The 12,275-nt window shown below is 51.4% G+C and carries 14 protein-coding genes and 1 riboswitch; of the genes, 5 read left to right on the forward strand and 9 right to left on the reverse strand.

The genetic code is table 11. The annotated features are described in order from the left end of the window. Window position 1 precedes the first annotated feature (1 nt). From OXH16_19885 to OXH16_19895, 3 genes are read left to right on the forward strand one after another with little or no spacing between them, the layout of a single operon-like run. Complete coding sequence (locus tag OXH16_19885) at window positions 2–841, forward strand: thymidylate synthase (protein MCY3683666.1); 840 nt, start codon at window positions 2–4, stop codon at window positions 839–841. Window positions 842–847: 6 nt separating this feature from the next. After that, window positions 848–1,561, forward strand: coding sequence for a molybdopterin-dependent oxidoreductase (locus OXH16_19890; GenBank protein ID MCY3683667.1), 714 nt, complete (start codon window positions 848–850; stop codon window positions 1,559–1,561). Between the two features lie 46 nt (window positions 1,562–1,607). Beyond that, complete coding sequence (locus tag OXH16_19895; GenBank protein MCY3683668.1) at window positions 1,608–2,498, forward strand: phytanoyl-CoA dioxygenase family protein; 891 nt, start codon at window positions 1,608–1,610, stop codon at window positions 2,496–2,498. Between the two features lie 9 nt (window positions 2,499–2,507). On the opposite strand, the gene OXH16_19900 is transcribed toward OXH16_19895, so the two are convergent. The 6 genes from OXH16_19900 to OXH16_19925 form a co-directional block, all read right to left on the reverse strand. Continuing rightward, the gene (locus OXH16_19900; GenBank protein MCY3683669.1) at window positions 2,508–3,311 is read right to left on the reverse strand and encodes a TauD/TfdA family dioxygenase; all 804 of its coding nucleotides are present in this window, start codon (window positions 3,309–3,311) and stop codon (window positions 2,508–2,510) included. Window positions 3,312–3,324: 13 nt separating this feature from the next. Continuing rightward, entirely contained in the window at window positions 3,325–4,155 is an 831-nt protein-coding gene (locus OXH16_19905; GenBank protein MCY3683670.1) for an amidohydrolase family protein, read from the reverse strand. A gap of 11 nt (window positions 4,156–4,166) precedes the next feature. Further along, window positions 4,167–5,036, reverse strand: coding sequence for an RNA polymerase sigma factor RpoD/SigA (locus OXH16_19910; GenBank protein MCY3683671.1), 870 nt, complete (start codon window positions 5,034–5,036; stop codon window positions 4,167–4,169). Next, window positions 5,033–5,539 (reverse strand): MerR family transcriptional regulator, encoded by a 507-nt coding sequence (locus OXH16_19915; GenBank protein MCY3683672.1) that lies wholly within the window; start codon window positions 5,537–5,539, stop codon window positions 5,033–5,035. The genes OXH16_19910 and OXH16_19915 overlap by 4 nt, the downstream gene beginning before the upstream one ends. A gap of 139 nt (window positions 5,540–5,678) precedes the next feature. Further along, window positions 5,679–6,854 carry a phosphoribosylaminoimidazolecarboxamide formyltransferase gene (locus tag OXH16_19920; protein MCY3683673.1) on the reverse strand — a complete coding sequence of 392 codons (1,176 nt, stop codon included), beginning with the start codon at window positions 6,852–6,854 and terminating at the stop codon, window positions 5,679–5,681. Window positions 6,855–6,895: 41 nt separating this feature from the next. After that, a riboswitch (ZMP/ZTP riboswitch) is annotated at window positions 6,896–6,985 on the reverse strand. 37 nt (window positions 6,986–7,022) lie between these two features. Continuing rightward, entirely contained in the window at window positions 7,023–8,243 is a 1,221-nt protein-coding gene (locus tag OXH16_19925) for an ATP-binding protein (GenBank protein ID MCY3683674.1), read from the reverse strand. A 62-nt stretch (window positions 8,244–8,305) separates the two neighbouring features. On the opposite strand from OXH16_19925, the gene OXH16_19930 reads away from it, so the two are divergent. Together OXH16_19930 and OXH16_19935 are read left to right on the forward strand one after the other, a co-directional pair. Further along, window positions 8,306–9,037 (forward strand): SDR family NAD(P)-dependent oxidoreductase, encoded by a 732-nt coding sequence (locus tag OXH16_19930; GenBank protein ID MCY3683675.1) that lies wholly within the window; start codon window positions 8,306–8,308, stop codon window positions 9,035–9,037. Further along, the gene (locus tag OXH16_19935; protein MCY3683676.1) at window positions 9,034–9,780 is read left to right on the forward strand and encodes an SDR family NAD(P)-dependent oxidoreductase; all 747 of its coding nucleotides are present in this window, start codon (window positions 9,034–9,036) and stop codon (window positions 9,778–9,780) included. Before OXH16_19930 ends, OXH16_19935 begins: the two co-directional genes overlap by 4 nt. Before the next feature lie 18 nt (window positions 9,781–9,798). On the opposite strand, the gene OXH16_19940 is transcribed toward OXH16_19935, so the two are convergent. The 3 genes from OXH16_19940 to OXH16_19950 form a co-directional block, all read right to left on the reverse strand. After that, entirely contained in the window at window positions 9,799–10,509 is a 711-nt protein-coding gene (locus OXH16_19940; protein MCY3683677.1) for a chlorite dismutase family protein, read from the reverse strand. An 81-nt stretch (window positions 10,510–10,590) separates the two neighbouring features. Next, the gene (locus OXH16_19945; protein ID MCY3683678.1) at window positions 10,591–10,809 is read right to left on the reverse strand and encodes a hypothetical protein; all 219 of its coding nucleotides are present in this window, start codon (window positions 10,807–10,809) and stop codon (window positions 10,591–10,593) included. Between the two features lie 56 nt (window positions 10,810–10,865). After that, window positions 10,866–12,275: cobyric acid synthase (locus OXH16_19950; protein MCY3683679.1), on the reverse strand; the 1,410-nt coding region annotated here is incomplete at its 5' end.

The raw sequence follows: 12,275 nt of genomic DNA on the forward strand, positions 1-12,275 counted from the left end.
TATGTACACATATCTCGACCAACTGCAACACGTATTGGACCACGGCGTAAAAAAGGGCGACCGCACGGGAGTGGGCACAATCTCGTGTTTTGGCCTGCATGCGCGCTATGCAATGGCAGACGGATTTCCCGCAGTAACCACCAAGCGACTGGTGTGGAAATCGATGCTATCGGAACTCCTGTGGTTTATATCTGGATCCGACAACATCTACGACTTAAAAACCTATTTGAAAAGCAACCCACTGTGGGATGGCAATTACGAAGATTATTTGAACCGCCTGGAAATAAATAAAAACGACGGCAGCATGGGACGTATTTACGGTGTACAGTGGCGGCGGTGGAAAGGCGCCAATGGGAAAGTGGTCGATCAGCTTCAAAATGCGATTAATCTAATCCGAGAAAACCCCGAATCCCGGCGCATCATGGTCAATTCCTGGAATGCAGCGGAAATAGGCACTCGGGACGTAGCCCTACCCCCGTGTCACAACTTCTTCCAATTTTACGTCGCAGAAGGCAAACTATCCCTGCAAATGTATCAGCGATCGTGCGACATGTTTTTAGGCGTACCACTCAACATCGCATCCTATTCCGTATTATTGCACATGGTCGCAAAAATCACGAACCTCACACCCTGCGAATTTATCCACGTCCTGGGCGACGCGCACATCTACTTAAACCACCTCGACGCAGTAAAAGAACAACTATCTCGCAAACCATATTCCCTGCCCAAATTGCGAATAAAAGACCGTGGACAAACCGAAATCGGCGATTTTGAAATGGACGACTTTGAACTCATCAATTACCGGCATCACGACACCATCCGCGCGGAAATGGCGGTATAAAAAACAATGAAAACACGACTCTTGATCTGTGCCGAAAGCGAAGCGCAAATATCTCGCCAGTTTCTCAACGCGGCAACCGACGCCAAAATCGCCGATCAGGTAGTAGCCACATCATTTGACAAACTGGAAGAAAGTGTGCTTACCGGTGAAGGAATAGACCAAATCCTCATCTTCCCCGCACTAATCGCCCTGCCCGATGCAATGCGCGAAAACCTGTTACAACGCATCGCATCTATCCAAAAAGAAAACCCACAAATACGCATCCTCCTCACCAACCCATTGGGTGGCGATCCCCGCTTATTCGACATGATCCAGGACCGTATGGCAGCCGCGCTAAAAATCACGCAAAACACACCCATATTGACAATAGAAACACCGAATACGTCTCGAACCCTCGACTTTGAAAACTTCGCCACACTACCAGATCAGATCGCCGATATAAGCACACTCGTACCCGACCGCCAGGGACAGGGCGTTTGGGTACGCGACGTATTGGACCACACACCCAATGCCGACGCAATCTTTTACGCAGACGCCGACCGTTTTTCCGCCACCGTCGATCTCGCCCTCGTCCGAGAGCAAGGATTATTAATCTACGGACTGGCAGGACAACCCCTGCCCGCCAGCTATGGCGGCCCCCTGCGACTGATCATACCCGGACACGACGACCGCTGTGCAAATGTAAAAGGCGTGGCGCGGGTCGAAATCGTTTTGCGATAGAAAAAACAGGCGTCAGCTCGCTATTTTCACCAGGAGAAAACACACCATGTCATTGACACAAAATCAAATTGACCAGTATCGTGATCGGGGATTTTTGATTGCGGAAAATGTATTGGATGACGCGGCCTTTGAACCGATTGAACACGCTTACGACGTATTGATCAATCAAAAGGCGCAAGAACTATTGGAAGAAGGGACAATCTCATCCGTACATGCAGACAAACCCTTCAGCCATCGTCTGGCTGCGCTTGCCCGGGAATTAGACGATGAGGGATATGACGCACTGCGCAGTTTTGCGGGAGGATTCGACATCATGCGTGCGCGTGTGAAACCGATGTTTGACATCTTCTTCAACGAACAATTATTATCCGCAGTCGAAAGCCTCATAGGACCAGAAATAACCCTGAGCCCCATTCAGCATTTTCGCCCCTACCTGCCCGCGCGTGAAACACAACCCGGACAGGTCCCCTGGCATCAGGACCAGGGCGTCACAAAAGAAGAAGCAGACATCTCGGAAATCATAACCTGCTGGATACCACTCGTAGATGTCACCCCAGAACGCGGATGCTTACAGGTATTGCCCGGCGTAGTACCCCTGGGACTGCTCGAACACCAGCGCGAAGGCGGCACCATGATCAAACCCATGTACATGCCGGAAATCGAACCCGTAAACTGCATCATGAAACGCGGCGACGTACTCATGATGAGCGCGTACACCCCGCACAGAGGTCAGCCAAACCGCTCCAATCTGGTGCGCTGGAGCATGGACCTGCGATTTCAAAAAACCGGCACACCTACAGGACGCCCATTCTGGCCCGAATTTATCGTCCAGAGCAAAGAAAATCCCGCATCTGTGCAAGACAGCTTTGACGAATGGTGTACGCGGTGGGTAATGGACCTGCGGGAGAGCAAAGGGACCCATCTGCATCGGGTGTGACGCAGTCCCTCATTCAAACGGAATATCATCCGCATTAAAAACCTGCGTGCGTTTCATCATGCGGCGTTCCGATGGCGGAAAGGGTTCGCGGCGATGCATTGTGGGGCGGTTGTCCCACATCACCAGATCGCCCACCTGCCAGATGTGGGTCCACAAAAAATCGGGACGGGCGGCGTGTGCAAAAAGCGTCTGGAGAAGCGCGTCGCTCTCATCGGCGGGCATATCGAGAATATATTTGGTCAAATGGGGACCCGCATAAAGCGACTTGCGCCCGGTTTCTGGATGGGTGCGCACGACAGGATGGTCAACGCGCTCGGGTGGGTTTTGTTCCTCAACATAATGACGGTGTACGGCTCGCAATCCCGTGAGCCGTTTTTTCATCTCCTCATCTAACGCTTCATACGCAGCATAACAATTGCACCACTGGGTATTGCCCCCTGCACTGGGAATTTCAAGCGCATAAAGAACGGAAATCGTACCCGGTCGCTTGAGATACGACAAATCGGAGTGAAAACTAACCTCCCCATCGCCCAGAGCACCGATGGGCTGCCCGTTCTCCTCGATATTGGAAACAATAAAAATCTCTTTGTTTTCCCGGTCAAGTTGTTTGCGAACATGTTCTACTGCGCGACCAAAATAATTGGTAAAGCGAATCTGATCTTCCTCGCTCAAATCCTGATCCCGAAAATACACCACACAGTAATCGAGCAATGCCTGGCGAATCGCCTGGACAGTATCATCATCGAGCGCCTGCGAAAGATCAAGCCCTCGAATTTCAGCGCCGAGTGCGCCGCCAGAAGGTATGACTTGCATAATTCGTACCACCTCATCTATCCGGCCATTTATACGCGACCTTTGCATTCTTCCAAAAATACTTCTCCAGCACCGCGTCACCCTTTTGAGAAAAATAATCATACACAAGGCGTTGCGCCTCGGCCGGGGTGCGCTTGCTGCGTTCGAGAACCGGCCAATCACTGCCGTAAATCACGCGATCTTCACCAAAAAGCTGCCAGAGCGCATCGAGCAAATAGACATAAAAATCGGGATCTGTGGGTGCCGGAATAACCTGACAACGCAAATCCATCAAACCCGACACCTTGCAAAAAATATTGGGCTGTTCCGCGGCTTTTTGCATAAGCTCCAAACGCTCGGGCGCGATGGGCTTGCCATCTGCCGGAATATTGCCGCAGTGATTGATCACAATGCGAAGATCGGGCAAACGACGCGCGATTTCCACAACCGCATCGTTGATCCCCGAATCGAGTTCGAGATCGTGCTCGACGAGCTTTGCAAAAGCACCTGCCATCTCGCCCAAATCTTCGCGCTCCCAGGGATGGGTGCGCGGGCGAATACCCAAAAAGAGCGGATTGGGAGATAGGCGATTGAGATGATCGCCAAAATCCTCAGCACGCGGATCGAGATTGCCAACCAGCCCCACGATAAACGGATCATCTTCGATCACATCGAGCACCCACTGGTTATCTTCAACCCATGTACTCGCCTCCACAATAATAGCCCCAGTAACACCTTCAGACGCGACCAGTGCTCTGTAATCTTCGGGCATAACCCGGCGATAAATCTCGTCATCCGGCTCGGGAAAAGGCACACCCTCTGGACGAGTGGGATCGTAAATATGGATATGCGTATCAATAATCATCTATCACTCCTCTATAGTACAACTTCCTCTATGTCCATATGCTCGCGCAACCGCCCAAGTGCGCGGTCTTTGAGCTGGCGCACGCGCTCGCGGCTAATGTGAAAACGCTTGCCCACTTGCTCAAGCGATTCGGCGTCATCAACATCCAGGCCAAAATAGCGGTTGATAATCTCGGCTTCGCGCTCGGGCAAATCGGCCAGCCCTTTGTGCAAAAGATCGCGCAATCGGCTGGCATGCACATCCTCATCTGGCAGGGGTGCATCATCGGGAACAACATCGGCAAACCGGCGGTCGCCATCTTCATATACTGGCCCGTCGAGCGAAACAGATGCCAGACTCGTTTGAAGCGCCTTATGCACCCGTCGAGGTGAAAAATCGGTTTCTGAAGCCAACTCGTCAATCGTGGGAACGCGACCGGATGCTTGTGAAAGTGCAGCAGACACTTTGTTGAGCACATCGCGATCATCTATCTGATTGACCGGAAACGCGACCGGATGCGTCTGACGATTGAGAGCAGAGAGAATCGCCTGGCGAATCCACCACACCGCATAAGTGATAAACTTGTACCCGCGCTCTGGATCATAGGTCTGAGTAGCGCGTATCAGGCCCATATTGCCTTCGGCAATGAGATCGGAAAGAGGCAACCCGCGCCCCGTGTATTCGCCAGCCACGCGCACGACAAAACGCAAATTGGCTGTAATGAGATGATCCAGCGCCTTTTGATCGCCCTTGCGCGCGGCATTGATAGCTTTGACCTCATCCTCGCGGGAAAGAGGGGTATATTTGCGAATATCGCGCAAATAAAGATCTGTAAGTTGAGCCTGCGAAAGAGAATCGCTTCCAGTTAAAGGCTCTGCTAAATTTTTTAATTCTTTTTTCATAGTTTTAATTCCAGTGTCTCGGCAGTTGATGTAGAATGAAAAAATGGTACGGACTGACACGTCGGTTGGTTGAGCGTTTGACACGCTGGACAGAGACGCTCTTCAACTCTGAGATCACAGGGCAAACACGCGCAAATACTGGCTATAGTTTGGGTCAGCGTTTTGCGTATATGCTTGTAGTGCTCAATCTGTTCTTCGACTTCTTTAAGGCGTTCATTGAGATCTTCGAGAATATCATGCGCGAGTTCGCCTGCAGTTTTATTTTGCTCTCGTTTGTCAATAATGACCTTGATATGTTCGAGATCAAATTCCATCTCTTTAAGACTCAAAATCATGCGCAACCGCGTCAGTTGCTCGTGGGAATAACATCGAAAACCGCCACTACTTCGACATTCGGGATATATCAAACCCATCTCTTCGTAATAGCGCACTGTGCGCGTAGTCGTACCGGCTTCTTTTGCCAATTTCCCAATATGCATCAAACCATCATCGCATTTTGACACAACAGATCACCTCGTTCCTATAAGCAAAACAGACAAACTTTTACGTTACGTTAAAGTTGGGCAAAGAAATATACCCCAACACAACATCAATGTCAACGAAAAACTTTGACGTAACGTTAAGGTTTGACAATCAGCAGTCTTAATGATGGAACAAACGCACCCCGGTCATAACCAGAAGCATACCGTATTCATCACAGGCTGCGATGACATCGTCGTCGCGCACTGAACCCCCGGTCTCAACCACGTATTTGACGCCCGTGCGAGCGGCGCGATCAATATTATCTCGAAAGGGAATAAACGCATCGGAACTGAGCACAATCTCGTCCATCTGTCCAATCCACCCTCGCCGCGCGTCCTCCTCCAAAGGAGAAGGCACAGTATCGAAACAGGCTTCCCAAATCCGACGTTCCTCACGGGTCATATTGCCGCGCAAATAAGCTTCAATAGCATTGATCTTTTCAGGGCGCTTCAAACCCCTTCTAAATTTGAAATTGAGAATATCCGGATGCTGACGCAAATACCACGCTTCGGCTTTCCCTGCGGCAATCTCCGTACACGCCAGACGATTTTGCTGCCCGGCACCATTGCCGATAACCTGTCCATCAAAGGCAAAACACATCGAATTGGACTGCGTGTACTTCAAAGCAATAGTCGCCAGGAGCATATCGCGCTGTGCCTCGGCAGAAACCTCTTTATTCTCTGTCACAATATTCGTTAAAATATCCGCATCAATGGCTTTGGCATTGCGCGTCTGTTCCAGAACAATGCCAAAAACATCGCGAGACTCCGGGCCAGCAGGCGCGTATGATTCATCCATCTGAAGAATGGGATAACTGCCGCCTTTTTTCTTCTTGAGAATATCGAACGCCTCTGGTTGATACCCCGGAGCAATAATGCCATCGGACACTTCGCGACTGAGCAAACGCGCAGTCGATTGATCCACCTCATCGCTCAAAGCCACCCAGTCGCCAAAAGAGGATAGCCTATCCGCACCCCGAGCGCGGGCATAAGCCGTAGCCAGAGGCGAAAGATCGAGATCATCGACAAAATACGCCCTTTGCAGAGCGTCAGACACAGGAACGGCAACAGCCGCACCAGCAGGGCTTAAGTGTTTGAAAGACGCGGCTGCCGGCATACTGAGTACCTCTTTAAGCTCGCGCACGAGTTGCCAGGAATTGAGCGCGTCGAGCAGATTGATATAACCCGGCGCGCCATTGAGCACCGTGAAGGGCAATTTGCCGCTGGGAGAGTACGCACGCGCATCAGATTGATGCGGGTTGCAACCATAACGAAGAATCAGTCCATCTTGAGACATAAGACAATCCTTTTGAAAATAAAAAAGCCCAATCCTATAGTGGATTGAGCCCAGGCGATCGACCCCTTGAATTTTAGTTCTAACGCTCCCCTCCGGTTATCTCCGGATATTCGCCAGTTGCGTCAGATAAGATTGACAAAATCAATATAACGGGAGATTACACATATGTCAACATCCATCAGCCCGCCCTCTGTCAGCACCCGATACAATTTCCGTCGCACCTGTTTCAGTGGTCACAAAACAGAGCAATTGCTCGGGATCAGCCAGGTCGAGAACAACGGGCGAATGCGTAGTGGTCAAAATTTGGGCACGCGCCCTATCCTCGTGCTGTGCTAATGTACTAAATGCTTTAAAAACCGCTTCTACCGCGCCGGAATGGAGACCATTTTCCGGGACTTCGAGCAAACATATCCCATCGCCATCGGGCACATAAGCCAACAATGTTAGAGCCAGCAATCGCAGAGTCCCATCGGACAACATCCACGACGGCGTCTCGAGATCATTGTGGTGCTTAACCACGAGATAGCAATGTTGATCTTCGGGACGCACAACCGTGTAAACAGCCGATAAACCCGGCAAAACAGTGCCCAAAAGCGCCAGCCAGGCCGCATGCCTGCCCGGCTCATTCTCTTTCAGGTCAGCGACCACCCAGGGCAGATTAGTACCATCGGACAACAGATTGCGCGGTTGCCCTGGCGGACTGGGGCGGCGAATGCGTTCTCCGTTGAGATCGAATTTGCAAATACTATTTGAAAGCGTGTGTTTAAGCCATGTAGCGACGGGAAAACGCGCTTCATCCTCGGGCAAATTGCCCAGTGCCGAACGCCTTGCGCCAAGCTTGAAAGAAGGATCCCATCCCGCACCGGATTCATCGTAAAACTTATCATTTCCACCGGGAACTTTATTCACAATGGTTTTGACGCCGCGCAGCCTGGGCGTCGCCAGAGTTTGCGGTGTGGGACCCTCCACTGCAAAGAGCGACTCTTGAACAGCGCGGTCATCTCGCTGAATATCTGTGAGCAAAAGCACCCGCTCGGACAAAATCCCAACATCACTGTCTTCCTCCGTCACGCCAATGGCGATTTCGTATCGACACCGCGAAAAATCCCGATCGGAAAACAGATTGGATTCGTGCTCGGGCACGGACAATTCAACAGCAATTTCAAATCGATCGGCAAAACCGTGCCAGGTCAAATCGCGCAAATCACTCGCCCGGCTGTAAATCGCTGCATCGAGGCCATCGCGCACAAAATCCCCGAGAAACGCAATAGCGTCGAGAAAAGTCGTTTTGCCGCTGCCATTCGCACCAACCAGCATGTGAAAAGGCGCGAGATCCTGTTCAATATGACGCAAACACTGATAATAAAGGGTTTCAAGACGCTGGATCATGTGTGGCTCCTGTATTAAGTTAGGAGCATAGTACATGACAGAAAGAGAGGCGTCAAGAGCAAATGCAATCGAAAAAAACAATCTTAATCACCGGCGCAACAGACGGGATTGGCCGGGCACTTGCAAAAATCTATCGGACGCGCGGAAATCGGTTAATACTGGTAGGCAGACGCCCACTGGACACACTCAATGATCCGTTATACACCAAAGACACATATTGTCGCGCAGACCTATCGCAGGACAAGTGTGCAGAACGGGTATGCGAATTTCTAAACGCGCAAAAAATCGACACCATAGATCTGGCCATTCAAAATGCTGGCACTGGATATTTTGGACCCATATCAGAACAAAGCGCGGAAAGCATTCGAGACATCACAGCAGTCAACTTGATGGCCCCCTTGCGCTTGACACACGCCCTCATTCCATACCTGCAAGCCAATGGAAAACTCGTACTCATCGGCTCAATCACACATGCCTTCCCCTGTCCCGATTACGCCGTGTACGCAGCCAGCAAAGAAGCCCTCAACACCCTGGGACGCAATTTGCAAATCGAGGGCGACATAAATGTACAGATCATTCACCCGGGAGCAACGCGCACAGGCTTGCATCGAAAAATTGGCATAGACAATGAAAAGACAAAGGAATTCCCATCCGCAGAAAGGATCGCCCAAAAAATCACACGGGTGATAGATGGACGGCGTTTTATCGCGACAATTGGGTGGCAAAACGCATGGGCGCGATTTTTGGGACGCTACTGCGAAGGCATAGTCAACGCCATGGTGCGAACAACGTGAAACACGCAGTCATTACAGGCGTAGCGCATGGAATTGGCAAAGCACTTGCCCATCGCTTCGCACAGGCGGGATATACCATAACGAGCGTGGATATAGATGCTGCGGGCGCAGCGAGAGTCGAACGAGAACTGGATGCGCGATTTGTCATTGCAGACCTGCGCTCAGAAGCGGACACCGCACGCGTAATCTCCGAACTGCTCCAGGGAAAACCCATTGATGTATTGATCCACAACGCGGGCATCAACGCCGTGGGACGATTCTCTAAAATAAGCATAGAAGCTCAAGAACAACTAATCGCCGTAAACTTCTACGCACCGATGCTAATCACAGCCGCATTACTCAAAGCTGACCAGATCACAAAAGGCGCGTCCATAGCCTTCATCTCTTCCCTTTCCCACTACACGAGCTATCCGGGTGCTGCAACTTATGCCGCGACCAAAAGCGGATTGGCCTCCTACGCACGCAGTTTATCCATCGCTCTCGCGCCGCAGAATATTCACGTCACAACAGTTTTTCCCGGCCCAACGCGCACAGCCCATGCGCGGCGTCACAGCCCGCACAACACACGCGAAGAAAAACGCATGCCACCCGAAACATTGGCGCACCACATCTTTCGAGGCATAAAAAAGAAAAAACACCTCATCGTACCAGGCGCAGCCAATCGAACACTCGCCCTCCTGGGCAAATGGTGCCCGCCCCTGATGGAATATGCGATGCGTAAGGTGATCCTGGAAAAGTTGTGAGGAAACGCTTATTAACAGCTATCGTTTTTTTCCCACAAAAAAAGGCCCCAAAGATTCGACATAAAGTGCGGTTTGCTGGGTCTTTCTCATATCCTGCACAACGCGAGAGAGCGGATAGAGTTCTGCACCGATCAAACCAATGACAAAATCATTGTCATCGGTATCGAGGCCATAGCTGGCCAGGCGAATATCGTGCGCATAATCTTCGCGTCCATAAGCGCGCCCAATAGAAGCGTGCTCCATCAAAATTTTGCGTTGCTCTCTGTGATCGAGACGAGCAAAAGCCCCATTGCGACGCAGTGGATACCAGATCGCCCAGGGCCATTCGGGATTGAGCACATTGTCTCGCGGTCGGTCAATAAGGGCATATTCGAGATCTGGCTCATAACCCGTGGCATACGTGCGCCCAAACATCGCAAGTTCAGGACGACGTGTACAGACAGCGAATGGATCGCTATTGAGCAACGCGCGAATATCCGTCACAAACAAATCCGGCGATTCGGTCAAAAAAACAATGCCAATGCCGCAGGGATCTTGCACATCGAGATAGAGCGCGGCATTGAGACCGCTTTGATCGAGCGCCTCAGATACAGCATCGACATCCCTGACACCCGTGAAAACCTGTAACTGCATGTAAAGCCGTCGATCACTCGTTTGCGGTTTCCCATCAACAGGCGCGCCGTGTTCGAGGATATCGAGTTTTTCTTTTGATTCAGAGGAATGATGCACGTCAATACACTCCTGATATTCAAAAGGATACTTACCAAATTGTTGCTACTTGCGATTGCTGAATTTTTTCATCTTTACTGATCAATTGCCCCACATTTCCTTACGGTTTTCACGTATTTCTTTATCCGTGATGTTTAGTCCTTTCCAGATACCTCGTAGAGATCTGTTTTGGGCCTTCTTTATCCCTTTAAGATCATGTTCGACTTGATCGGTCATACCGCGAATCAATTGAATCTTCTCCTCGACTGACAGCGAACGCGTTGTATTCAAAATTTCTGCCAACATGGGATCAGTTGCCATTTCAGACCTCCAGTTGTGTGTTCTGCCGCTTCTAAACCTGTTTGAAACCATCCCATCTATTCGTTTATAGACACATCCATCATCTGATACACCAAATCCATACGCAAGCTGTTACGCACCCAATCGGCCAAGCGGTCATACTCCCGGTCTCGCACCACATCAACGCCGATAGGCAAGGTGACACGCTTGAGACGGGCCAACGCCTGAAGAATCGCGCGGCGCACGCCAGCGTTGTGAAACAAACCGTGAATATAAGTTCCCATGACGCGCCCCGTGGAATCCATAGCACCATCCAAAACAGTTTGCGTCACCTGAGCGTTTACCCGGTCTATCGCAAAAATAGGCACAACGCCTTTTCCAACCGTGTGCCCCATGTGAATCTCGTAACCAGTGACCAACTCGTCGGCTACCCCAGACAACAGCCCATCGACCGCCGTAGCCTCTGCCCGCACCTTGGCCTGCACGCGATGCGTCTCCTTGGAATTGGCAAAAGTAGTCACCAGGGGCAGCAGACCGAGGCCATTGACAGTATCCACAGAAGATTCAACGCCGTGTGGGTCACGGATCGTTTCGCCCAGCATCTGGTAGCCGCCACAAATACCAATTACAGCCGAACCGTTCTCAAAAGCCTCAACTACGGCCCGAGACAACCCCTGTTGTGCCATCCACAGCAGGTCGGGAATGGTCGTTTTGCTACCCGGCAAAATAACCAGATCGGGCCTACCCAAGTGGTCTCCGCACGACACATAGCGCAAAGAAATACCCGGTTCGTAGGCCAGTGGGTCAAAATCGTCAAAATTGGAGATATGGGGCAACTGCACCACAGCGACATCGAGAACAGGGGCAATATCCGAGGCAGGCCGTACCATATCCAAGGCGACAGAATCTTCCTCGGGAATGTGAATATCGCAAAAATGGGGCACAACGCCAACCACGGGTTTGCCGGTATAGCCCTCCAACCACGTCAAGCCATCGTTTAGCAAGGAAATATCGCCGCGAAACTTGTTGATAATCAAGCCTTTGACCGCCTCGCGTTCCGGCTTATCCAGCAATTGGAGTGTACCAACCAACGAGGCAAACACGCCGCCCCGGTCAATATCGCCGCAAAGAAGCACTGGTGCATCGGCATAGAGGGCAACGCGCATATTGACAATTTCCGTGGCCTTCAGATTAATTTCAGCGGGGCTGCCCGCCCCTTCTATCACCACCGCGTCGTACTGCCGGCGCAGCGTGTCCAACGACTGTGTCACAGCCCCCCACAACGTAGATTTGAGATCGTAGTAATCCCTCGCACGGGCGCGGGTAATCGGGCGCCCCATCATCACGACCTGGGCACAGTTGTCGGCCTCCGGTTTGAGCAGGACGGGATTCATTTCCACGCGAGCTTCGACACCAGCAGCCTCGGCCTGAACGACTTGGGCGCGCCCACTCTCGCCGCGCGTGACCGTACAATGGCAAGCGCTGGC

Source organism: Gemmatimonadota bacterium (genome assembly GCA_026705765.1).
GTDB lineage: Bacteria > Latescibacterota > UBA2968 > UBA2968 > UBA2968 > VXRD01.